This window comes from Nocardia sp. CC213A (assembly GCF_030766805.1).
Lineage (GTDB): Bacteria > Actinomycetota > Actinomycetes > Mycobacteriales > Mycobacteriaceae > Nocardia > Nocardia otitidiscaviarum.
The window spans coordinates 37,677-59,634 of sequence record NZ_JASFXA010000013.1 but is presented as its reverse complement, the minus strand read 5'-3'; the positions used below and the strand labels follow the sequence as shown (position 1 = coordinate 59,634).

The following is a 21,958-nucleotide window of genomic DNA, read 5'->3' as shown; positions in this document are numbered from 1 at the left end:
CTCGAGCATGCTCGAGGTCAACCCACCGCCTCATCTCACAGCAGCAGCTTCTTCTGCACCTTGCCCATGGCATTGCGCGGCAGCGACGTGACCACCCGGATCTCACGCGGACGCTTGTGCACCGAGAGCTCTTCCGCCACATGGTCGATGAGCCGCTGCTCAATGGCCTCGGCATGCCCGTCGCGCAGCACCACGAAGGCGACGATGCGCTGTCCGAGATCGTCGTCCGGCACGCCGACCACGGCGGTTTCGGCGACGGCGGGATGTCCCAGCAGCGCGGTCTCGATCTCCCCGGCGCCGATCCGGTAGCCGCCGGATTTGATGAGGTCCACCGATTCCCGGCCCACGATCCGGTGGAAGCCGTCGGGGTCGATGACCGCCACGTCCCCGGTGGTGAACCAGCCGTCCGCGGTGAAGTTCTCGGCGGTCACCTCGGGCCGGTTCAGATAGCCGTCGAACAGCATGGGTCCACGCACCTGTAGTCCGCCGACGCTTTCTCCGTCGTGCGGCACCGGATTTCCGGCTTCGTCGCGCAGCCGGGTCTCGACTCCGGCGACCGGGGTGCCGACCCATCCGGGCCGCCGCTCCCCGTCCGGCCGGGTGGACAGGGTGATCATGGTTTCGCTCATGCCGTAGCGCTCGATCGGCGCGTGCCCGGTGAGTTCCCGCAGCCGCTCGAACACCGGCACCGGCAGCGGCGCGCTCCCGGAGATCAGCACCCGCGCGGACGCCAGTTCCCGTGCCGCCTCGGGCGCTTCGACCACCCGCGACCACACGGTGGGAACGCCGAAGTACATGGTCCCCCGCGCTTGCGCGTACGCCTCGGGCGTCGGCTTGCCGGTGTGGATCAGCGGGCTGCCCACCCGCAGCGGCCCCAGCACGCCGAGGATCAGCCCGTGCACGTGGAACAGCGGAAGCCCGTGCACCAGCACGTCGTTCGCGGTCCACCCCCACGCCTCGGCGAGCGCGTCCAGCCCGGCGGCGACGGCCCGGCGGCTCAGCATCACGCCTTTGGGCGCGCCGGTGGTGCCGGAGGTGTACAGGATGAAAGCCGTTGCACCGGGGTCGGGTTCGGCATATGTATGCCAGGAGCGGGCGTGTTTGCGCACCGGCACCACCGGCAGCGCGCTGCCTTCGGGAGCCTTCCCCAGCCACGCCTGCGCCCCCGAGTCGGCCAGGATGTGCGCCAGTTCGGCGTTGCCCGCGTCGGGCGGCACCGGCACCACGGTGACCCCGGCGATGAGGCAGCCGACCACGGCCAGCACGGTGGTGACGGTCGGCTCGGCCAGCACGGCCACCCGTTGCGCCCGTGCCACCCGTTCGGCGACGGAGGTGGCCGCGCCCAGCAGATCGCCGCGCGACAGCGTCACGCCGTCGATGGTGACGGCATCGGGAATATCGTCCCCGGCGGCGACGGCGGCGGGATTCAACGAGCTCAACAGCAGCGGCGACCCATACGACACGACGCCAACGGTACTGCCCGGATCGAGGTCATCACGATTCGGCCGGAACGGTTGACACGCTCCTGAGCGGGTAAGAAAGTATGTGCATAACCTTCTCATCGAGAATGGGGTCAACGATGACCAGTCCCCTGCGCCTGCCCGCGCACGAACCGGACCTGCCGCCGATCGATATCCGGCAGTTCATCGACGGGGCCGCGGGCCTGCTCGGCGGGGCGGCCAATGTGATCATGCAGCTGTCCCAACCACCGGTCGGCTACGGCGTGGTGGAGAGTCCGGTCGACAGCGGCAATGTCTTCAAGCATCCGGTGAAGCGACTGCGCACCACCGTCACCTACCTCGCCGTGGCCATGCTGGGCAGCGAGGACGAGCGGGCCGCGTACCGCGCCGCCGTGGACACCTCGCACCGCCACGTCCGCTCCCGCCCGGGCAGCCCCGTGAAGTACAACGCCTTCGATCCGAAGCTCCAGCTCTGGGTGGCGGCCTGCCTCTACTGGGGCGCACGGGATCTCTACCAGCGCATGCACGGCCCCATGGACGATGCCACCGCCGACGCCTTCTACCACTACTCCGCCCGGCTGGGCACCACGCTCCAGATGCGTCCGGAGATGTGGCCGCCCACGCGCGCGGACTTCGACCGCTACTGGGACGAGCAACTGGCCCGCGCCACCATCGATCCGACGGTGCACGCCTACTTCGACGATCTGATCGACCTGAAGATGCTGCCGCGCCCGTTCCAGCTGGCCTTCGGGCCGACCCACCGCTTCTTCGTCACCGGCCTGCTGCCCCAGCATCTGCGGGACGAGATGGGGATGACCTGGTCGCCGCGCCAGGACCGCGCGCTGGCCCGCATGCTGCGCACGCTGGGCCGCGTCGAGGACCACCTGCCCACGGCGGTGCGCACTTTCCCGCTCAACTTCTATCTGACGGATATGCGGGTGCGCCGCCGCCTGGGTTTGCGTCTCGTCTGAGCGGGCCGCACATCGGCCGGTCCGATGCCTCCGGGCGGGCTCGGCCCACCGACCCGGATCAGACCAGCCGGAACCCGGGAACCACGTGCTCGACGGCGAATTCGCGTAGCTTCTCCGGCTCGTCGAGCGGGATGACCGTTTGCGGGGTCAGCGCCATGGACAGTGCGGTGCGCGCGATCATCTCGGCCAGCGGCATCGGATCGTAGTGCGGCAGTTTGCCTTCCGACTGCAAGCGGGTGATGAACTCGGCCAGGTAGTCGCGGCCGAGTTCGATCACCGGCGCACCCTGCACGGTGAGATACGGCAGCACCATCTCCGGCTCGGTACTGAGCAGCCGCACCAGCAGCTTGTTGCCGCGCAGACCTTCGATGAAGGCGGTGAACAGCGCGACGATCTGATCCTCGGCGCTGGCGTCGCGCTCGATCTCGCTGGCGATGGCGGCGTCCACGGAGTCGATGAACTGCCGGGTCTGCCGCAACCCGACGGCTTGGATGAGGTCGTTCTTGCCCGCGAAGCGCCGGTACAGGGTGGCCAGCGACAGTCCGCCGCGCCGCGCCACCTCGACCATGCTGGTGCGCTTGATGCCGAAGTCCAGGAAGGCCAGCAGGGCGGCATCGAGCACGGTGGCCTGATTGCGGTCCTCGGGCCCCGATCCGCGCACCAACGGCAGCAGTTTGGCCAGTTTGGCCATGTACCCGATCCCCTCTCGGTGCGGCGACACGATGACACACAAATCATCGCACATTGACACCGCCCGCCCGGAGTGAGAAGGTGCGAGGAGATAATTCTCATACTCTCTCCGCGGCGCGACTGCGAGGCGGAGAGCGAGACAAGGAGACGAGTCAACGATGACCGCCCCTCTGCGCAACTCGGAGTACCAACCGGTTGATATACCCGAACCGTTCACCCCGGAAACAGTGCGCGAGCACATCGACGGCGTGGCAGCCTTCCTCGGCGGCGCGGCCAACGTGATCATGCAGCTGTCGCTGAAGCCGGTCGCCTACGGCGTCATGGAGAGCGATGTGCGCAGCGGCGCGATCACCGTGCACCCGATCAAGCGACTGCGCACCACGCTCACCTACCTCGCCGTCGCCTGGCTCGGCGACGACCGCGACCGCGCGGACTACCGCGAGGCCGTCAACCGCTCGCATCGCACCATCCGCACCAGACCGACCAGCCCGGTGAAGTACAACGCCTTCGATCCGAAACTCCAACTGTGGGTCGCGGCCTGCCTCTACTGGGGTGTGGACGACCTCTACCACCGCATGCGCGGCCCCATGAAACCCGATGTGGCGGAGTCGTTCTACCGGTACTGCGCCCGCCTGGGCACCACCTTGCAGATGCGCCCGGAGATGTGGCCCGCCACCCGCGAGCAGTTCTACGCCTACTGGGACGCGACCCTGCCCACGCACACCATCGACGAGCCCACCCGGCGCTACTTCAACGACCTCACCGACCTGAAGATGCTGCCGCGCCCGCTCCAGCTGGTCTTCGGCCGCCCGCACCGCTTCATCGTGACGGCCCTGCTGCCCCAGCACCTGCGCGATCAGATGCACATGACCTGGACCGCCCGCGACGAGCGCGTCTTCGGCGCCATGCTGCGCGCCATCGCCACGGTGTGGACCCGCCTGCCGGTCCCGCTGCGCCTGTTCCCGTTCAACTTCTACCTCGCCGATATGCGGCTGCGTCGACGACTGGGCCTGCCGCTGGTCTAGACGACCAGGTCCGAAGCTCTGGCCCGACCTGGGCATCGGCGGGGCCACGACTTGGTCACCGTGGCATCACACGAAGGCGATCCGGCCCCGGCCGGGCGACGGTTCGGCCTCGAATCGCCCCCGACCGGTGCGTGGCGTACCGCGTGCTCATGTTCGTCCGATGAACGGAGGGAAGTCTCCACCGTGTCGAAGGATTCGCCATGAGCCGCCCGGCCGTCCTGTTCGCCATATTCGCCCTGCTGAGCGGATTGCTCCTGCTCGCGCCCCGGGCGGCCGCCGAACCCTACTGCGGGATCTACTGGGGGTCGATGGACAAGAGCGATTCGGGGTGGGGATACGCGGAGCTCACCGATATCCGGTCGGGACGCCATGAGTGCTTCGACCGCCTCGTTCTCGACCTGAACCATTCGCCCGCCGGCTACACGGTGCGCTACGTGGATCAGGTGACAGCGGACGGTTCCGGCCAGCCGGTACCGCTGCGTGGAGGCGCATTCCTGAGCATCCTCGTGCATGCCCCCGCCTATGACAGCGAGTTCCGCCCCACGTACTCGCTGCCCGCCGACCGCACCTGTCTGGTGGACGTGCGGGGCTACCGGACCTTCCGGCAGGTCGCCTGGGCGGGCAGTTCCGAGGGGCAGACCACGATCGGGCTCGGCGTGCGGGCCCGGCTGCCATTCCGCGTATTCACCCTGGAATCCCCCGGGCGCGTGGTGATCGACGTGGCGCACCGGTGGTGACACGAGTCGATCCTGTGATCCGCCCGTCAGCTCCGCTCGGCGAGCGCCCGCAGGAAGAAACCCAGGTTGGCGGGTCGCTCGGCGAGCCGCCGCATCAGGTACCCGTACCACTGGCCACCGTAGGGCACGTACACGCGCACGGTGTGCCCCTCCTCGACCAGCCGACGCTGTTCGGCGTCGCGAATCCCGTACAGCATCTGGAACTCGAATTCTCCCGCGCCCCGGCCGTATTCGGCCGCCTCGGTGAGCGCGGCCGCGATCATGGCCGGATCGTGCGAGGCCACCATGGGATAGCCGTCGCCGCGCATGAGCACGTCCAGGCATTCCAGATACGAGGCGTCCACCTCGGCGCGCTGCTGGTACGCCACCGTCGCGGGCTCCTGGTACGCGCCCTTGCACAGCCGGATACGCGCCCCCGCCAACTCCCGGCAGCGGCCCTCGGCCGCCCGCAGATAGGTCTGCACCGCGACCGCCAGCCACGGGAATTCCGCCCGCAGCTGGCGCACCGCCGCCAGGGTCTCCTCGGTGGTGGTGTGGTCCTCGGCGTCCACGGTCACCCACACCCGCGACTGCTCGGCCTTGGCGCACAGCTTGTGCAGGTTCTCGATGGCGATGGCCGGCCCGTCCTGCCCGAGCGATTGCCCCAGCGCGGAGAGCTTCACCGAAACCTCCACGCGTGGAACGGTTCCCTGCTCGCCGCCGAGCGCGGCAAGATCGTCGATGAGCGCCACGTACTCCGCCACCGCGGCGTCGGCCATGGCTCGCTCGGTGGTGTACTCCCCCAGGAAGTCGACGCTGACCGCGCGCCCGTCGGCGAGCAGTGCGCGCAGCACCGGAACCAGTTCGGCACGCGTCTCCCCCGCCACGAACCGGCGCACCACCCCGGCGGTGACGGGTGCCGAGGCCACCAGCCGCCGCAACCGATCGGATCCGGCCGCGGCGAGGATCACCGGACGCAGGGGATTCATCACACCTCCATATGCGGGTAGCGGTAATCCGTTGGCGGAACGAAGGTCTCCTTCAGTGAGCGCGGCGCGACCCAGCGCAGCAGGTTGAGATAGGACCCGGCCTTGTCGTCGGTCCCGGAGGCGCGGGCCCCGCCGAAGGGCTGCTGGCCGACCACCGCGCCGGTGGGCTTGTCGTTGACGTAGAAGTTGCCCGCCGCGAATCGCAGTGCGGCCGACGCCTGGTCGACGGCCTGGCGGTCGGTGGCGAAGACGGCTCCGGTGAGCGCGTAGGGCGCGGCGGAATCGACCTCGGCGAGCACATCGGCGTAGGCGTCCGGATTGCCGTCGTCGTAGACGTACACCGCGAGGATGGGGCCGAAGAACTCGGTGCTGAAGGCTTCATCGGTCGGATCGTCGGTGAGCAGCGCCGTCGGCCGGATGAAGTACCCCTCGCTGTCGTCGTAGGTACCGCCGGCCGCGATGGTGACCCCGCGCTCCCGGGCCCGCTCGATGGCCGCGACGCTCTTGTCGTAGGCGCGCCGATCGATCACGGCCCCACCGAAATTCGACAGATCGGCCACGTCACCGTAGCTGAGCCTCTCGACCTCGGCGAGGAACTCGTCCCCCATGCGCTGCCACACCGATGCGGCGATGTAGGCGCGTGAGGCCGCCGAGCACTTCTGCCCCTGGTATTCGTAGGCTCCGCGAATCAGCCCGGTGCGCAACGCGTCCGGGTCGGCGGAGGCGTGCGCGACGATGAAGTCCTTGCCGCCGGTCTCGCCCACCAGGCGCGGATAGCCCCGGTAGTTGCCGATATTCGCGCCCACCCGCTGCCACAGGTACTGGAAGGTGCGGGTGGAGCCGGTGAAGTGGATCCCGGCCAGCCGCGGATCGGTCAGCGCCACCTCCGACAGCCGCACCCCGTCACCGGTGACCATATTGATGACCCCCGGCGGCATCCCGGCGGCTTCCAGCAGTTTCATCACGTAGTAGGCCGACAGCGTCTGGGTGGGCGAGGGTTTCCACACCACCGTATTGCCCATCAGTGCCGGTGCGGTGGGCAGATTGCCGGCGATGGCGGTGAAGTTGAAGGGGGTGATGGCGTAGACGAACCCCTCCAGCGGCCGGTAGTCCATGCGGTTCCAGACTCCCGCCGAGGATTGCGGCTGCTGCTCGAGAATCCCGCGGGCGAAGGCCACATTGAAGCGCCAGAAGTCCACCAGTTCGCAGGGTGCGTCGATCTCCGCCTGCTGTGCGGTCTTGGACTGGCCCAGCATGGTGGCGGCGGCGATCTTCTCCCGCCACGGCCCGGCCAGCAGGTCGGCGGCCCGCAGCAGGACGGCCGCCCGTTCGTCGAAGGGCAGCGCCCGCCAGTCCGCCGCCGCGGCCGTCGCGGCTTCGACGGCGGTCCTGGCCTCGTCGTGGGTGGTATTCGTGTAGGTCCCCAGCACGTGCCGGTGTCGATGCGGCATCACGATGTGGTGCCGCTCGCCGCCGCCGGGCTGGTGTTTGCCGCCGATCACCAGCGGCACATCCACCGTCTCGGCGGAGAGTTCGGAGAGTCGATCACGCAGCAGCGCGCGTTCGCGGCTTCCCGGCGCGTAGGAGTGCACCGGTTCGTTACCGGGAAGGGGGACAACCGTGACAGCGTCCATATCCCAGGCTAACGCGTCCCCGGCTACGGACGCCGCCGACTCACAGGTCGTTCGCCACGATGTTCTCGATATTGCGTTCGGCCAGTGCGGTAATGGTGACGAAGGGATTCACGCTGGTATTGCCCGGTATCAGCGAGCCGTCGATGACGTAGAGGCCGGTGTAGCCGGGCAGGCGACCGTAGTTGTCGGTGGCCTCGCCGAGCACGCAGCCGCCCAGCGGGTGGTAGGTGAGGTCGTCGCCCCAGGTCTTGTACACGCCGAAGAGGTCGGTCCGGTAGATCGTCCCCTCCTTTTTGTTGATCTTGTCGAAGATGCGTTTGGCGGCGTCGATGGAGTACTGGTTCTGCGAGGTCTGCCAGTTCAGATCGACCTTGCCGGTGCCGGAGTTGAAGGTGAACCGGGCGCGGTTGGGATTCTTGGTGATGGCGAGGTAGAGGCTCACGTAGGTCTCCAGCCCGGCCGGGAACGGCGCGACCTCCGCGAAGGCCGGGCCGCCGGTGTCGGCCCAGTTGTCGATGCCCAGGCACGGCATGCTGGATTGCAGTTTCCCGGTGCCGTCCCACATGTGGTTGGCCCGGCCCACCATGACATTGCCGTTGTTGCCCCACTTCTCGCCGACGGCGTCGGGCAGGTCGGGCAGCTTGCCCTGTGCCTTCATGGCGACCAGCAGCTTGGAGGTGCCGATACTGCCCGCCGCGAAGAACACCTTCTGCGCCACAACGGCTTTGGTCGCCACGGTCGCACCGGAGGTGTTGATCTGGTTCATCTCCACCCGGTAGCCGCCCTCGGTCGGGGATACCGCGGTCACCACGTGCAGGGGTGTGATGCGGACCTTGCCGGTGCCGGTGGCCGCGGCCAGGTACGTCTTGTCCAGCGACCGCTTGCCGTGGTTGTTGCCGTAGATGACCTCGCCGTCCAACGCGGAGCGGGTGACGGTGCCCGCCTGCTCCTTCTTCATGTATTCGAAGTCGTACACGTTGGGCACGAAGGTCCAGGCGAAGCCGGAGCGCTCCGCGTGCTTGCGGCCCACCCGTGCGAATTGGTAGCACTCGGCGGAGGAGAACCAGTTCTCGTCGATGTGGTTCACGCCCAGACCGCTGTTGGCGCGCGGGTAGTAGACGTTGTACATCTCATCGGCGTTCACCGAGGGCAGGATGTCCGCGAAGTGCTCCCGCCGGGGCGTCACCGCCATGCCGCCGTTGACCAGCGAGCCGCCGCCCACACCCCGGCCCTGGTAGACGCGGATGCCGCCGAAGTGCTCGGAATCCAGGACGCCGGTATACCTTTCGATGTCCTTGTTGTAGTCGCCGCCGACGAAATAGCCGATGGGCTGGTCGGTACGGTCGCGCAGCCAGTACGAGCGGCCGTCGGGTTTCAGCACCGGGCAGAAGATCTTGCCGTCGGATCCGGGCGTATCCCAGGACTTCCCCATTTCGACCACGGTGGTCTCCACCCCCGCCTGCGCCAGCCGCAGCGCGGCCACCGCTCCCCCGTATCCACTGCCGATGACGAGCGCGGGGATCGTCTCCCCGTCCGCCAGCGGCGCGGCCAGCGCCCGCGTCATGGACCTCCCCACCAGCGCGGCGGCAACAGTGAAACCCGTTGCAGCTAGAAACCCGCGCCTGCTCACCCCCCGCCCAAACCGACCACCAACAGGCATTTCATAGGTGCGAACAGACAAACCCAGGCTCCTCATCGAGTCGTAGATGGGAACCTGTTATAGCGATGAGAAACGCGACCGCGTGGGATATTCCGGACACGCCGGAAATCTTTCGATCATGGAGTGAAAAGGGTGGGGTGAACAGAATGTTCACCGCCCGGAGAGAATTCCTGCGACCCTGACGGGACTCGAACCCGCGACCTCCGCCGTGACAGGGCGGCGCGCTAACCAACTGCGCCACAGGGCCTTACTCGCACCGACCCGCGGGCCGACTGCGTGGAAGACGCTATCACGCCGCTCGACACCGGAGGAAATCGGCTGGTCAGACGACCAAACCGCTACTCGGCGAGGCGCGCCGCGGCGGCCGCGATGCGCTCATCGGTCGCGGTCAGCGCGATGCGCACATGTTCGGCGCCCAGCGGACCGTAGAACTCGCCCGGGGCGGCCAGAATGCCGCGCTCGGCCAGCCGATCCAGGGTCACCCGGCACGGCTCCCCGCGCGTGCACCACAGGTACAGCCCGGCCTCCGAATGGTCGATGCGGAATCCCGCCTCCACCAGAGCCTTTCGCAGCACCTCGCGGCGCACCCGGTAGCGTTCCCGCTGCCGCGCCTCGTGCTCGTCGTCGGCCAGTGCGGCCGTCATGGCGGCCTGGATCGGGTAGGGCAGCATCATGCCGGAGTGCTTGCGTACCTCCAGCAGTTCCGCCACCAGATCCGGATCACCGGTCACGTACCCGGCGCGGTAGCTGGCCAGATTCGACGTCTTGGACAGCGAGTGGATGGTCAGCAGGCCGGTGTGGTCGCCGTCGCACACCTCGGGATCGAGAATGGACACCGCCCGCCCCTCCCAGGCCAACCCCAGATAGCACTCGTCCGAGGCCACGATCGCGCCGCGTTCCCGTGCGAACCGCACCACCTTGCGCAGATGCTCGACGCCGAGCACCTTGCCGGTCGGATTCGACGGCGAGTTCACGTAGATCAGGGCGGGCGCTTCCGGACCGAGCCGAGTCACGCCGTCCGCGCGCAGGATTCGGGTTCCGGACAGCAGCGCGCCCACCTCGTAGGTGGGGTACGCGACCTCCGGAATCACCACCAGATCCGCCGCGCCCAGCCCGAGCAGGCGCGGCAGTCCGGCGATCAGCTCCTTGGTGCCGATGACGGGCAGCACGGCGACCGGGCCGACGCCGGTGATGCCGAACCGCCGCTTCATCGCCTCCACGGCGGCCGTGCGCAATTCGGGGGTGCCGTGCGTGGTCGGATAACCCGGTATCTCCGCCACCGAGGACAGCGCCGCACGGATCAGTGGATCCACCGGGTCGACGGGCGTGCCCACCGACAGGTCGACGATGCCGCCGGGATGCTCGGCGGCCCGAGCCTTGGCGGAAGAGATGGTGTCCCAGGGAAAATCGGGCAGCAGCGAGCTGACCCGGCCACGCGCGCGCAAACCTGTTGCCTACTCGCTGGCCATCGGCGGTAGCGCGGCGATGAACGGCGGGTCGTAGTCGACCTTGCCGACCTTGGTCGCGCCACCGGGCGAGCCCAGGTCGTCGAAGAACTCGACATTGGCGTTGACGTAACCGCTCCACTGATCCGGGGTGTCGTCCTCGTAGAAGATCGCCTCCACCGGGCACACCGGTTCACATGCACCACAGTCCACGCACTCGTCCGGTTGGATGTACAGCATGCGGCCGCCCTCGTAGATGCAGTCCACGGGGCATTCCTCGATGCACGCCTTGTCCTTCACGTCAACGCACGGTTCAGCGATGATGTACGGCACTGCCGCTCTCCTAGTCTGTCCTCACATGCGGGATACTCCGCCCGCGAAACAGTATCCCGGCGCCCCAACATTACTACTGGCCAGCCTGCCCTAACTCGGGGCGAATGCTATCCCACCGATATCGGTGAGCCGACCGGCGCGGCCGCACTCGTCACGGGTCCTCCGATGCCACCAGCAGCCGCAGCAGTTCTCGCAGCTCCCGCTGCTGTGCGACACCGAGCCTGGTCAGTGGCGATCCGCTCGCCAGTCGCGTCACCACCGCATCCCGGCTGCGCTGCCCGGCGGCGGTGAGCTCGAGTCGTTTGGCTCGCCTGTCGGTCGGGTGCGGGGTGCGCTCGACCAGTCCTTGCGCCTCCAGCCTATCCACTACGAAGGTCACATTCGACGGCTCGCACGACATGCGAACGGCCAGTTCGCGTGCGGTGACGGGTTCGGACAGCTCCCGCAGGGCGATCACCTGCGTGGGTGTCAGCCCGAGGTCCTCCGCCGCGCGGCGCACGTGCACATCGAGCCGACGGGTGAACGAGTGCACGAGTTTGCACACGTCACGGTCGATTTCCCGAGTCACGTCCGCGTCTCGCCCACCCATGCCACCGAGTCTAGCGGCGTTCATTCGAACTGTGATAGTTCTAGTTCAAATCATTCGAGTTATAACTACTTGGAGCGTCCGTGAAACTTCCTGTTCTCTCCCTCACACTTGTCGTATTCGGGCTCACCACCGGCGAATTCGTGATCGCCGGGATCCTTCCGGAGGTGGCGGCGGACCTCGCCGTACCGGTGTCGTCGGCGGGATTGCTGGTCAGCGCCTACGCCCTGGGCATGATCGTCGGCGGACCGGTGGTCACGACTCTCACCGCGCGCCTACCGCGCCGACCGCTGGTCCTCGGCCTCATCGCGTTCGCGGTGCTGGCGAATCTGGCGTCCGCCCTGGCAACCGGCTATGCGCTGCTGCTGACCACCCGCTTCGCCGCCGGTCTGGTCGTGGCCACGTTCTTCGCCATCGCCATCGCGACGGCGGTGCGGCTGGCGCCGCCGGGCCGGGAGGCATCGGCCGTCGCACGGGTGGCGCTGGGCATGAATCTCGGCATCGTGCTGGGCAGTCCGCTCGGCACGCTCGTCGGTCAGCACTTCGGCTGGCGGACCACGTTCGCGGTGGTGGCGGCGTGCGCCGCGGTGGGGCTGCTGGCGGTCGCGCGTTTCGTCACCGACCTGCCCGCGGCCACCACCGGATCGGTGCTCGGTGAGCTGCGCGTCCTGGGCGATCGCGGACTGCTGCTGGCCATCGCGCTCACGGCGGCGGGCAATCTGGGCGTGGTCATGGTCTTCACCTACATCGCGCCGCTGCTGACCGATATCGCCGGATTCGGCGCGGCGGCCGTGCCCGCGCTGCTGCTCGTCTACGGCGCGGGCGCGATAGTCGGCAACCACCTCGGCGGACGCCTGGCCGACCGGGCCCTACTGCCCGCGCTCATCGGCCTGCTGCTCGCCCTGTCCGCGACCCTGGCGCTGTTCTGGGCGGTCGGCGAGGCCGCCGTGGCCGCCGCCGCTCTCGTCTTCGCCCTGGGCGCACTGGGATTCGCGATCATCCCGGGCATGCAGGCGCGCGTGGTCGCGGCCTCCGCCGCCGCACCGACCCTCGGCGTCGCCGTCAACGCGGCCGCCTTCCAGGTGGCGGCCGCCCTGGCCGGACGCGTCGGCGGCTGGGTCATCGCCGACGGTCCGGGCCTGCGCGCGCTCCCGCTGATCGGCGCGGCCCTCACCCTGCTCGGCGTGGCCGTCGCGGTACAGCTGAGGCACCGGGACAGAGCCGCGCTCGTCTCGGCGTGACCCCGGCAGCACCCGTTGCCCGGCCGACCGGCATCGCATGAACTCCGCCCTGCCGCAACACAAACCGCGCCCGCAGGCCGACCGGCGGATCAAGCGCCACGTGGGCATCGGCGACCGGGAGGCCCGCCCGGTCCGCCGCCCCTGGCACGGCCCGGCGGACGCCTGGCGACCGGGAGACCGATCGGCTCACCGAACGCCCGCGGCGGGTCAGCTCACCGGCAAAGAGACCGGGGCACGGCGCGGCGGGGTGCCGTAGGTGGTGGTGCGCTCGCGCACCGGGCGGCCGATGCCCGTCGCGATCTCGGTCAGTTCCGCCACCGTCTTGGCCGAGCCGTGTTCGGAACCGGCCATGCGGGAGATGGTCTCCTCCATGAGGGTGCCGCCCAGGTCGTTCGCGCCGCCGTTCAGCATCAGCTGGGTGCCCGTGGTGCCGAGTTTCACCCAGCTGGTCTGGATATTGGCGATGCGGCCGTGCAGCATGATGCGGGCCAGGGCGTGGGCGGCACGGTTGTCGCGCACCGTGGGGCCGGGGCGCGACGCTCCCGCCAGGTACAGCGGTGCGCTCTGATGCACGAAGGGCAGCAACACGAATTCGGTGAAACCGCCGGTCTCGTCCTGGATTCCGCGCAGCACCCGCAGGTGGCCGACCCAGTGCTTCGGATTGTCCACGTGCCCGTACATCATGGTGGAGCTAGAGCGGATGCCCAACCGGTGCGCGGTGGTGATCACCTCGATCCAGGCCGAGGTGGGCAGCTTGCCCTTGGTGAGAATCCAGCGCACCTCATCGTCCAGGATCTCGGCGGCCGTACCCGGAATCGTGTCCAGCCCGGCCTCTTTCAGCGCCGCGAGCCAGTCGTGGATGCTCTGTCCGCCGCGCGAGGCCCCGTTGACCACCTCCATGGGACTGAAGGCGTGCACATGCATCTCCGGCACCCGGTTCTTGATGGCGCGCACCAGATCCGCGTACCCGGTCACCGGCAGCTCCGGATCGATGCCGCCCTGCATGCAGATCTCGGTCGCGCCCTCGACCCACGCCTCCCAGGCGCGGTCGGCGACCTCCTCCGAACTCAGCGTGAAGGCGTCGGCATCACCCTTGCGCTGCGCGAACGCACAGAACCGGCAGCCGGTGTAGCAGATATTGGTGAAGTTGATATTGCGGTTGACGATGTAGGTGACATCATCGCCGACGGCATCGCGACGCAGCTGGTCGGCGAAGGCGGTGACCGCTTCGAGGGCCGCGCCGTCGGCCGTGGCCAGCGCCAGGTACTGGTCGTCGGTCAACCCCGCCGGATCGCGCTCGGCCGCCCGCAGCGCCGCCATCACATCGGCGTCGAAGCGCTCCGGCGCGGCGGCGGCCAGCTCGTGCACCTGCTCGCGAATGGTCTCCCAGTCACCGAACGCGCCCAGCCCGTCGTCGGACAGCGCGGAGTCACTGCGGGATTCGGTATTGCGGCCCTCGGAGTCGATGGCGGTGTTGAGGTCGATGCGCCCGACCGACTCCCAGTCGTGGTCGGGTTCCTGCCACGGCAGCCCGGTCGGTTTGGTGTCGGGGCGCGCCAGCCCGGTCGCCGGATCGGCCAGCGCCGCCACATGGGCCGACACTCGCGGATCGATCCACGGATGCCCCGCCAGCACATACTTGGGATGCGCCGTGATGCGCTCGGTGAGCACATATCCGGCATCGGCGGTGACCTGCGCCAGCACCTCCAGATTCGGCCACGGCCGCTCCGGATTCACATGGTCGGGAGTCAGCGGCGACACCCCGCCCCAATCGTCCACACCGGCGGCCAGCAGCGCCCGGCATTCGTCCAGCGAAACCAGATTCGGCGGCGCCTGCACCCGCATCTTGGGTCCGAGCAGGATGCGGGTCACGGCGATGGTGGCCCGGAACTCCTGGAGGTCGGCATCGGGGGTGTCGCGCATGGCGGTATCCGACTTGGCCAGGAAGTTCTGCACGATCACCTCCTGCACGTGCCCGAATGCCTTGTGCACCTTGCGGATCGCCAGAATGGATTCGGCCCGCTCGGTCAGGTTCTCGCCGATGCCCACCAGAATGCCGGTGGTGAACGGCACCGACAGGCGGCCCGCGTCGGTGAGCGCGCGCAGCCGCACCGCCGGATCCTTGTCCGGGCTGCCGTGGTGCGCCTGCCCCTTCTCGGTGAACAGGCGGGTGGAGGTGGTCTCCAACATCATGCCCATGGACGGCGCGACCGGCTTGAGCCGCGACAGCTCCGCCCAGCTCATCACGCCGGGATTGAGGTGCGGCAGCAGGCCGGTCTCCTCGAGCACGCGGATGGACATGGCGCGCACGTAGTCCAGCGTGGAGTCGTAGCCGCGCTCGTCCAGCCACTGCCGCGCCTCCGGCCAGCGCTCCTCCGGCCGGTCACCGAGGGTGAAAAGCGCTTCCTTGCAGCCTAATTCGGCACCGCGACGGGCGATGTCGAGCACCTCGTCGGGTTCCAGGTACATGCCGTGGCCCGCGGCGCGCAGCTTGCCCGGCACGGTCACGAACGTGCAGTAGTGGCATTTGTCCCGACACAGGCGGGTGAGCGGAATGAACACCTTGCGCGAGTACGTGATCGGCAGGACATCGCCCGCGTACCCGCTGTCACGCAGCCCGGCGTCCCGTACCCGCGACGCCGTGGCGCACAGATCGTCGAGGTCGGCGTCGCGCGCGTGCAACAGCACCACGGCCTCGTCGAGATTGAGCGTCGCCCCGTCCCGGGCGCGGCGCAGCGCCCGGCGCATGGCGGAGGCGCTCGGCGCCACCGGGGACGATCCTGCGGCACCGCCGGGTCCCGCGGCCGGTGGGCCCTGCGGTACCGAGGGGAGACTCGGGTTCGGTAGATCCGTCACGTCCTCGATCATGCGCCATCCGTCCGCGTGGTCCGACTCGGGTGTCTATGCGGGGGGACAACCGGGGGCCGCGGCGCACTATTCCGCCGAACGAAAGATGTCCACCCCCGTTGCGCGCGGACATGGAAGCATGGCGGACATGTCCCAGCCCCTGCGCACCGGCGGCATCATGGCCGACCCCGCATGGCGTCCCAGCCCGCGTGCGAAACTCCTGTGGTCTCTGGCAGCCGCCCTGAGCTGGGCATTCCCCTTGCTCGGCCTGATCGTGTGGGCGGTGCTCGATCCCGACCGGCGGGGCTGGCAGCTGGCGGCGCTGATCGTCATCGTGCTCGCGGCCGCCTTCAATATCGCGGTGGTGCCGCTGTGGCGGTTCACCGTGCACCGCTGGGAAATCACCGACGAGGCCGTGTACACCCGTACCGGGTGGTTGACGCAGGAGAGCCGGGTCGCGCCGATCACCCGCATCCAGACGGTGGACACCCAGCGCGGACCGCTGGAGCGCCTGCTCGGACTGGCCACGGTCACGGTCACCACGGCCTCCTCGGCGGGCGCGGTCACCATCGACGCGCTCGACCTGGCCGTCGCCGAGGAGACGGTGGAGAAGCTGACCGAGATCGCCGCCAGACATCGCGGGGACGCGACATGAGTGAGCGCGAGCGGCTGGACGGCACGACCGAGCACAGCGAGCGGGCGGACGACACCACCGCGCACAGCGACCAGGCGGACAGCACCACCGAGCACAGCGCAGGTCCGGCGGGCACGGCCGAGCGCGGCGAGTGGGGGGCGGGCGCAGCCGGGTCCGCGGTGGTGGCTGCCCCGCTCGAAACGCCCTGGCAGCGTTTGGACAAGCGCATGCTGCTGGTGCATCCCATCACCGAGACGGTGAAGTACATCCCGGTGCTGATCGCGTCGGTGATCGGCAGCGCGCAGAGCGAGAACCCGATGTGGGCGATGCTGGCGCTGACCTTCATCGTCGGCGTCGCCGTCACCCGCTGGTTCACCACCACCTACCGCATCGGCCCCGACAATGTGGAGCTGCGCACCGGCCTGATCGAACGCAAGAAGCTCGCGGTGCCGCGCTCGCGCATCCGCTCGGTGGATATCGAAGCCGATGTGCTGCACCGCATCCTGGGCCTGGCTGTCCTGCAGATCGGCACCGGGCAGCAGGCCGAGCGGGGCGAGGGCTTCAAACTCGACTCACTCGACGCCCGGCTGGTGCCGGGTCTGCGCGCCGAACTGCTCGCGCACACGGCGAAAGCCACCGCACCACAGCGGGTTTCGGGGGCCGAGGACGACGGTCCGGCGGCCGACCGCGAGACGGGCGTCGAGATCGCGCACTGGCGACCGGAATGGGTGCGCTACGCGCCCTTGTCGCTCACCGGTTTCGCGCTCATCGCGCCCGTGGTCGGTCTGGCCTTCCAGTTCGGTTTCGCCCGAGTCAGCGTCGATTCGGACACGGTCGACAGCCTGGGCGACCGCGGCCTGTGGTTTCTGACGGCGGTGGTGGCCGGACTCGCCCTGGCCCTGGTCGCGGTGGTCAGTCTGGCCGCCTGCGGGCGCTATCTGGCAACGTATTTCGGCCTGAAGGTGCTCGACAACGGCACCACCCTGCACATTCGCCACGGCCTGTTCACCACCCGCCAGATCACCCTGGACCTGGCCCGCCTGCGCGGTGCCACCGTCAACGAGCCGCTGCTGCTGCGCCTGGCGGGCGCCGCGGAACTCGAGGCGGTCATGACCGGTACCGATCCCCGGCAGAAGATCCTGCCCCAGGCTCCCCGCGCCGCCGTGGACCGCGCCCTCGCCCATCTGCTCGGCGAATCCGCGCCCAGCACGGTCACACTGGTCCCGCACGGCCCCGCCGCCCGCCGCCGCCGCTACACCCGCGCGCTGAGCCCGGTGCTGGTCGCCGCCGCGGCCATGGCGGTCTTCGCCCTCGCGGTGCGCCCGCTGCCGCCGTGGTCCTGGATTCTGCTGGCCCTGGCCGCCGTCATCGCGGTCGCACTGGCCTGGGACCGCTACCGCGGCCTGGGCCACACCGTCATTCCCGCCGCCGAGGACAACCCCACCTGGCTCATCACCCGCAGCGGCTCCCTGGACCGCGACCGCGACTGCCTGGAGGCCCCCGGCATCATCGGCTGGACGGTCACCCAGACCTGGTTCCAGCGCCGCGTCGGCCTGTCCACCATCACCGCCGCCACCGCCGCGGGCAAGAAGCGCTACCACGTCGTCGACATCCCCGTCGACCGCGCCTGGGCGCTGATCGAAGCCGTCACGCCGGGCCGGTTGGGCCAGCGGTGACGAGCGGCGCGGAGGTGCGCGAGCAGCCGCGACGGTGGCTGTTCGCGGCCGTAGCTCTGCTGGTGGCGGGCATCGCGGCGACTGCCGCGTGGATGCTGTCGGAGCGCTACTACCAATTCGGCTGGATCCCGGTGTGGGCCCTGCCCGCATGGTGGACGGCGGCGCTGGTCGCCCTCGGATTCGATGCCGCCTCGAGGCCCGCGCCGCGCCGCATGTGGATACGGGCCACACTCGTTTCCGTCCTGGCCTCGGCGACGCTGCTCCTCTGGGGTATCGCGGTGGTCGTGGAGATGTTCTTCGACGACGACGGCAAGGTCGTGGCCATCGAGGTGAGCCCCGATGGGCGATTCGAGACCGCCATGGAGTCACTCGGGGGAATCGACCCCTCGTGCCGGGTCATGCTTCGGGAACGCGGCTCGGTACTCGGCAGGCAAACCGTGGTGTGGCAACGGTTCCAGGGTCCCTGCCCGGCGCGCGCCTCGTTCGTCGGCGACGACACGATCGGCGTCATGGAGACGGCCGGTCAGGATTACGAGACGACGACCTTCGACGGCGACCGGATGCGGGTGACGCACGTCCTGCCGGCCTCCGTGCACGGCCGCTGACGGCTCTCGGCCGAACGAACTCCCGCGAAACCGCCGCGCGTTCGTCGGATGGCCGCGCCGAGCCGCGGGCGGGGTTGGTCACCTCGGTCGGGGCGTGCCGATCGCGCGGAGGTTGGCGAGGTAGTAGAGGTACAGACCGGCGGGCAGCAGGCCGCAGACCAGCAGGGCCAGAGTGGGCCAGTCGTTGACGAACAGCACGTCACCGCCGGGGCCGCCGAAGGTGAGCAGCAGGTAGGACAGGGTCCAGGCGGTCAGCGGCAGGGCGATCAGGCCGAGCCGGTCGGTGACCGTCGACATGCCCTTGAGCAGCAGCACGTTCACGACCGCCGCGATGAGGGCGGTGACCGGGAAGGGAACCGCGCCAGCGGTGAGGTCGGCCGCCAGCGCCGCGGCCTGCGCCGTCGTCGGGTGGGCGGCCACCACGTCGGCGTGGCCCAGATAGATGGGCAGGAACAGCGCCTCCAGCACCAGGCTGACGACACCGTCGAGCACCAGCAGCGCCGCGATGACACCGCCCAGCCAATTCCGCTGCGACAGCTGACCGAGGCGCGGGGCGGTACCGAGCGCCGCGGTCACGGCACCGGCGGGAAGCCGAGCAGTTCCAACAGGTGGCTCTGCATGTCGACGAAGGTGTGCAGCGCGTGGAGATACAGGTCGTGCTGCGCCTCGAAGTGGGGCTTCTGACTCTCCACGAAGGCGGCGATCATATTCTGGATACTCCAGTTGTACATGGCGATCAGTCTCCCATTCGGCTCGGACGCGGATCGAGCATGTCGGGCAGACCCGCGAACAGGTCGTGTTCGCGACCGTCCGGACCGGAGTCGCCGCGCTGGCCGCGCACCAGAATGTAGTGCTCCTCCGGCAGCACCGGCTGGGCGATGTTGTTGGAGAGCGCGAACTCCCGACCCGACGGCGCCACGGTCACCTGGGTGGCGTGCGCCCGCAGCGCGGCCCGCTTGGCGGCCAGCACATGCGCCACATCCACCGTGGTGGTGACGGATTCGCCGGGCACACAGGCCAGTTCGCCGTCGTGCGGCAGCCGCCAGCCGCTCGGCAGCGCGCCGGGCAGCTGATCCACCGTGCGCCGCTTGAGCGCCTCGGTGTGCATGCGCAGCACCTCGGCGTCGGTGACGGTCCAATAGGTTTTGGGCACGTCCCAGCCGTGTCCGGCCGCGGCGTCCACCGCCGCCATCGTGATCTCGTGCGCCCGAATGTGATCCGGATGCCCGTACCCGCCGCGCGGGTCGTAGCCGACCACCACCCGCGGCCGCAGCTCCAGCAGCACCGTCACCAGCGCCTCGACCGCCTCGGCACCGGAGTTCACGAACGCCCGCGGATGGCGGGCCGCCGCTGTCCCCGCCATGCCGGAATCCCGCCAGCGGCCCGCGCCGCCGAGGAAGTGCGGCGGCCCGGCGTCCAATTCCGCCAGCGCCCTGTCCAATTCGGAGATCCGGTAGCCGCCCAGCTGATCCGCCTGATCGGCGACCAGCCGCGCCCACCGCTCCCCGATGACCTCGCCCTGCTCACCGAGCGTGCAGGTCACCACGGTCACCGGCACGCCGAGCCGCCGGTAGTGCGCGATGGTGCCGCCGGTGGTGATGGATTCGTCGTCCGGATGAGCGTGCACCAGCAGCAGTCCGCCCGCGGCGTGCCCGCTCACGGCAGCCGCCGCCAGTTCGCCGCGTCCCCGAAGATGCCGGTCTGGATGGCCCCGCTCAGCGACGCCCCGTCCACCCGCGGGCCGGACGCCGCCACCTGCGTGTCCTGCACGATCGGCAGCACCGTGGCCAGCTCCCACAGCTTGGGTTCGGCGGCGGCGATCACCTGCGGGGTGTCCATGCCGCGCAGCGCCGCGTCGATGGCGGGTTGCAGGGTGGGATCGCAGACGCCGGACAGATTGGCCGGTGCGGTGCGGACCGCCTCGGCGCGGGCGTCCGCACCGTCGGTGGCGGGGGGTTCCGGCGGCGGGCAGCCGTAGCGGGAGGCCAGCACGGTGGCCGGATCGTCCCCGGCGCGCTCCCAGCCGACGATGGCGTCGATGCCGCCGTCGACCAGTTCCGGCCCATACAGCTGGTCCGCCGCGACGCTGCGTACCGTGGCATCGATTCCGGCGCTGCGCAATTGGTCGGCGGCGGTATTGGCGACGGCGAGCGTGGCCTCGTCGCCCTCCACCGCGCCGATACGCACGCTCAGCGTCTTGCCGTCCTTGGCGACCGGGCGCGGCTGCGGCGCGGGCGATGTCGGCGAGGCGTTGGCCGGCGGTTCCGGTGCGCGCCCGAATCCGGCCTCACCCAGCAGCGCGAACGCCTCCTCCGGACTGATGCGCGGCGGCGCGGTGGGCGCGTAGCCCGGATCCGACGGCGAAAGCACTTGCGCCCGCACCGGTTCCACCCAGCTTCCGGTCTGCGCGCCGACGGTGGCGAGCAGCACCGGATCGAGCAGGCCCAGCACCGCCTTGCGCACCCGCGGATCGGCCAGGTCGCCGGTGCGGCCGTTGAGCACCAGTTCCATTTCGCGGGATTGCAGATTCGTGGCGGTGCGCACCGAGGGTATGGCGGCCAGTTGCGCCTGCAGCGACACCCCACCGCGCACCAGTGCCATCTGCGCGTCGGCGGTGCGCAGCGATTCGGCCACCTGCGCCGGAGTTCCGCCGCGCCGCAACAGGATCTGGTCCGGCACCGCGGGCGTGCCCCAGTACCGGTCGTTGCGCTCCAGCAGGATCTCCTCGCGGCCGCGATCGGTCTGCTTGATCCGGAAGTGCCCGCCGGAGATGCGGATGGTGTCGGTGAGCCCGGTCTCGAATCCGGAGTCCTTCACCAGATGGGAGGGCAGCAGGTTCGAGAACAGTTGCCGCCAGGCCGGATACGGCTCCCGCATGGTGACGGTCACCGTCTTGCCGCCCGCCGACGAGCTCACCTCGGAGATGAGCCGATAGCCCGCGGAGTCGACCACACCCGGCTGGGTGGTCATCTGCTGCCACAGGTACCGGAAGTCCTCGGCGGCGATGGGCGCGCCGTCGGACCAGGACGCCTCGTTGCGGATCTGATAGGTGATGGTGAACGGCTCCTGCGCCGTCACATCCGCCGCCACCATCAGCGCCTCGTCCAGCACCCAGTCGGTCGCCCCCGGCACCGCCGCGCTCGGCACCGGCCGCAACGGACTGGGCAGCACCATGGACGCCACCGCCGACGACGCGGGCGACTGATGCGCCCGCAGATGCGGATTGAACCCGAGCCCGATGTCGTCGATGGCCACCACCACCGACGTATTGCTCGGCTTGGCCGGCGTCGTCTTGGGACTGTCGGTGCTCTCGATGGGCGGCGGCGGATTCGCGGTGCACCCCGTGGCGACCCCGAGACAGGCCGCCACCATCAGCAACACCGCGCTCCCCCGCCTCCCCGCGTCTTCAGGCCAGACTGAGGAGCCGACACCATCGCGTTGGCGTG

The 21,958-nt window shown here is 69.5% G+C and carries 20 protein-coding genes and 1 tRNA gene; 7 read left to right on the top strand and 14 right to left on the bottom strand.

Going from position 1 to position 21,958, the window contains the following annotated elements:
- Positions 1-35 precede the first annotated feature (35 nt).
- Entirely contained in the window at positions 36-1,445 is a 1,410-nt protein-coding gene (locus tag QJS31_RS23055) for an acyl-CoA synthetase (RefSeq protein ID WP_306357724.1), read from the bottom strand.
- 134 nt (positions 1,446-1,579) lie between these two features.
- Between QJS31_RS23055 and QJS31_RS23050 the strand changes: the two genes are divergently transcribed.
- Positions 1,580-2,431: an oxygenase MpaB family protein gene (locus tag QJS31_RS23050; protein WP_282781706.1), complete on the top strand. Its 852-nt coding sequence runs from the start codon at positions 1,580-1,582 to the stop codon at positions 2,429-2,431.
- A gap of 58 nt (positions 2,432-2,489) precedes the next feature.
- On the opposite strand, the gene QJS31_RS23045 is transcribed toward QJS31_RS23050, so the two are convergent.
- A complete protein-coding gene (locus tag QJS31_RS23045) occupies positions 2,490-3,122 on the bottom strand; it encodes a TetR/AcrR family transcriptional regulator (RefSeq protein ID WP_282781704.1) in 633 nt (210 codons plus the stop codon).
- Positions 3,123-3,279: 157 nt separating this feature from the next.
- Between QJS31_RS23045 and QJS31_RS23040 the strand changes: the two genes are divergently transcribed.
- Positions 3,280-4,146 (top strand): oxygenase MpaB family protein, encoded by an 867-nt coding sequence (locus QJS31_RS23040; protein WP_282781702.1) that lies wholly within the window; start codon positions 3,280-3,282, stop codon positions 4,144-4,146.
- Between the two features lie 200 nt (positions 4,147-4,346).
- Positions 4,347-4,883, top strand: a complete 537-nt coding sequence (locus QJS31_RS23035) for a hypothetical protein (protein WP_306357656.1) — start codon at positions 4,347-4,349, stop codon at positions 4,881-4,883.
- Positions 4,884-4,909: 26 nt separating this feature from the next.
- Here QJS31_RS23035 and QJS31_RS23030 read toward each other — a convergent pair whose 3' ends face one another.
- From QJS31_RS23030 to QJS31_RS23000, 7 genes are all read right to left on the bottom strand, one after another.
- Positions 4,910-5,851 carry a proline dehydrogenase family protein gene (locus QJS31_RS23030; protein WP_282781698.1) on the bottom strand — a complete coding sequence of 314 codons (942 nt, stop codon included), beginning with the start codon at positions 5,849-5,851 and terminating at the stop codon, positions 4,910-4,912.
- Entirely contained in the window at positions 5,851-7,485 is a 1,635-nt protein-coding gene (gene pruA, locus QJS31_RS23025) for an L-glutamate gamma-semialdehyde dehydrogenase (RefSeq protein ID WP_306357655.1), read from the bottom strand. The genes QJS31_RS23030 and pruA overlap by 1 nt, the downstream gene beginning before the upstream one ends.
- Positions 7,486-7,525: 40 nt before the next feature.
- A complete protein-coding gene (locus QJS31_RS23020; RefSeq protein ID WP_306357654.1) occupies positions 7,526-9,049 on the bottom strand; it encodes a GMC oxidoreductase in 1,524 nt (507 codons plus the stop codon).
- 269 nt (positions 9,050-9,318) lie between these two features.
- Positions 9,319-9,392, bottom strand: a tRNA-Asp gene (locus tag QJS31_RS23015).
- Positions 9,393-9,483: 91 nt separating this feature from the next.
- Complete coding sequence (gene dapC, locus QJS31_RS23010) at positions 9,484-10,590, bottom strand: succinyldiaminopimelate transaminase (protein ID WP_306357653.1); 1,107 nt, start codon at positions 10,588-10,590, stop codon at positions 9,484-9,486.
- A 9-nt stretch (positions 10,591-10,599) separates the two neighbouring features.
- The gene (fdxA, locus tag QJS31_RS23005) at positions 10,600-10,923 is read right to left on the bottom strand and encodes a ferredoxin (protein ID WP_029931437.1); all 324 of its coding nucleotides are present in this window, start codon (positions 10,921-10,923) and stop codon (positions 10,600-10,602) included.
- Positions 10,924-11,074: 151 nt separating this feature from the next.
- Positions 11,075-11,512 (bottom strand): MarR family winged helix-turn-helix transcriptional regulator, encoded by a 438-nt coding sequence (locus QJS31_RS23000; protein ID WP_282781690.1) that lies wholly within the window; start codon positions 11,510-11,512, stop codon positions 11,075-11,077.
- A gap of 80 nt (positions 11,513-11,592) precedes the next feature.
- Here QJS31_RS23000 and QJS31_RS22995 point away from each other — a divergent pair, with 80 nt between their 5' ends.
- Complete coding sequence (locus tag QJS31_RS22995) at positions 11,593-12,750, top strand: MFS transporter (RefSeq protein WP_306357652.1); 1,158 nt, start codon at positions 11,593-11,595, stop codon at positions 12,748-12,750.
- A 207-nt stretch (positions 12,751-12,957) separates the two neighbouring features.
- Here QJS31_RS22995 and QJS31_RS22990 read toward each other — a convergent pair whose 3' ends face one another.
- Positions 12,958-15,618, bottom strand: a complete 2,661-nt coding sequence (locus QJS31_RS22990; RefSeq protein ID WP_306357651.1) for a bifunctional FO biosynthesis protein CofGH — start codon at positions 15,616-15,618, stop codon at positions 12,958-12,960.
- 127 nt (positions 15,619-15,745) lie between these two features.
- Between QJS31_RS22990 and QJS31_RS22985 the strand changes: the two genes are divergently transcribed.
- Genes QJS31_RS22985 through QJS31_RS22975 form a run of 3 tightly spaced genes read left to right on the top strand, consistent with a single transcriptional unit; the run spans position 15,746 to position 18,512 of the window.
- Positions 15,746-16,252, top strand: a complete 507-nt coding sequence (locus QJS31_RS22985) for a PH domain-containing protein (RefSeq protein ID WP_306357650.1) — start codon at positions 15,746-15,748, stop codon at positions 16,250-16,252.
- The gene (locus tag QJS31_RS22980; protein ID WP_282781366.1) at positions 16,249-17,907 is read left to right on the top strand and encodes a PH domain-containing protein; all 1,659 of its coding nucleotides are present in this window, start codon (positions 16,249-16,251) and stop codon (positions 17,905-17,907) included. The genes QJS31_RS22985 and QJS31_RS22980 overlap by 4 nt, the downstream gene beginning before the upstream one ends.
- Complete coding sequence (locus QJS31_RS22975) at positions 17,904-18,512, top strand: hypothetical protein (RefSeq protein WP_282781368.1); 609 nt, start codon at positions 17,904-17,906, stop codon at positions 18,510-18,512. Before QJS31_RS22980 ends, QJS31_RS22975 begins: the two co-directional genes overlap by 4 nt.
- Positions 18,513-18,590: 78 nt before the next feature.
- Here the strand turns inward: QJS31_RS22975 and QJS31_RS22970 are convergent, their stop codons facing one another.
- The 4 genes from QJS31_RS22970 to QJS31_RS22955 are packed head-to-tail and all read right to left on the bottom strand — an operon-like array spanning position 18,591 to position 21,884.
- Positions 18,591-19,088 carry a hypothetical protein gene (locus QJS31_RS22970; RefSeq protein WP_282781370.1) on the bottom strand — a complete coding sequence of 166 codons (498 nt, stop codon included), beginning with the start codon at positions 19,086-19,088 and terminating at the stop codon, positions 18,591-18,593.
- On the bottom strand, positions 19,085-19,243 hold the full coding sequence (locus tag QJS31_RS22965) for a hypothetical protein (RefSeq protein ID WP_162836497.1): 159 nt from the start codon (positions 19,241-19,243) through the stop codon (positions 19,085-19,087). The genes QJS31_RS22970 and QJS31_RS22965 overlap by 4 nt, the downstream gene beginning before the upstream one ends.
- A gap of 5 nt (positions 19,244-19,248) precedes the next feature.
- The gene (mshB, locus tag QJS31_RS22960) at positions 19,249-20,172 is read right to left on the bottom strand and encodes an N-acetyl-1-D-myo-inositol-2-amino-2-deoxy-alpha-D-glucopyranoside deacetylase (RefSeq protein WP_282781373.1); all 924 of its coding nucleotides are present in this window, start codon (positions 20,170-20,172) and stop codon (positions 19,249-19,251) included.
- Positions 20,169-21,884: an ABC transporter family substrate-binding protein gene (locus QJS31_RS22955; RefSeq protein WP_306357723.1), complete on the bottom strand. Its 1,716-nt coding sequence runs from the start codon at positions 21,882-21,884 to the stop codon at positions 20,169-20,171. Before QJS31_RS22955 ends, mshB begins: the two co-directional genes overlap by 4 nt.
- Positions 21,885-21,958 lie beyond the last annotated feature (74 nt).

Excerpts from the sequence above, each read along its gene's own strand:
- QJS31_RS22965 (WP_162836497.1), bottom strand. The coding sequence starts at position 19,243 with ATGTACAACTGGAGTATCCAGAATATGATCGCCGCCTTCGTGGAGAGT.
- QJS31_RS22985 (WP_306357650.1), top strand. The coding sequence starts at position 15,746 with ATGTCCCAGCCCCTGCGCACCGGCGGCATCATGGCCGACCCCGCATGG.
- QJS31_RS23020 (WP_306357654.1), bottom strand. The coding sequence starts at position 9,049 with ATGACGCGGGCGCTGGCCGCGCCGCTGGCGGACGGGGAGACGATCCCC.
- QJS31_RS23045 (WP_282781704.1), bottom strand. The coding sequence starts at position 3,122 with ATGGCCAAACTGGCCAAACTGCTGCCGTTGGTGCGCGGATCGGGGCCC.
- QJS31_RS22980 (WP_282781366.1), top strand. The coding sequence starts at position 16,249 with ATGAGTGAGCGCGAGCGGCTGGACGGCACGACCGAGCACAGCGAGCGG.
- QJS31_RS23040 (WP_282781702.1), top strand. The coding sequence starts at position 3,280 with ATGACCGCCCCTCTGCGCAACTCGGAGTACCAACCGGTTGATATACCC.
- QJS31_RS23050 (WP_282781706.1), top strand. The coding sequence starts at position 1,580 with ATGACCAGTCCCCTGCGCCTGCCCGCGCACGAACCGGACCTGCCGCCG.
- QJS31_RS22990 (WP_306357651.1), bottom strand. The coding sequence starts at position 15,618 with ATGATCGAGGACGTGACGGATCTACCGAACCCGAGTCTCCCCTCGGTA.
- QJS31_RS23030 (WP_282781698.1), bottom strand. The coding sequence starts at position 5,851 with ATGAATCCCCTGCGTCCGGTGATCCTCGCCGCGGCCGGATCCGATCGG.
- QJS31_RS23000 (WP_282781690.1), bottom strand. The coding sequence starts at position 11,512 with ATGGGTGGGCGAGACGCGGACGTGACTCGGGAAATCGACCGTGACGTG.
- QJS31_RS22955 (WP_306357723.1), bottom strand. The coding sequence starts at position 21,884 with ATGGTGGCGGCCTGTCTCGGGGTCGCCACGGGGTGCACCGCGAATCCG.
- pruA (WP_306357655.1), bottom strand. The coding sequence starts at position 7,485 with ATGGACGCTGTCACGGTTGTCCCCCTTCCCGGTAACGAACCGGTGCAC.
- QJS31_RS23035 (WP_306357656.1), top strand. The coding sequence starts at position 4,347 with ATGAGCCGCCCGGCCGTCCTGTTCGCCATATTCGCCCTGCTGAGCGGA.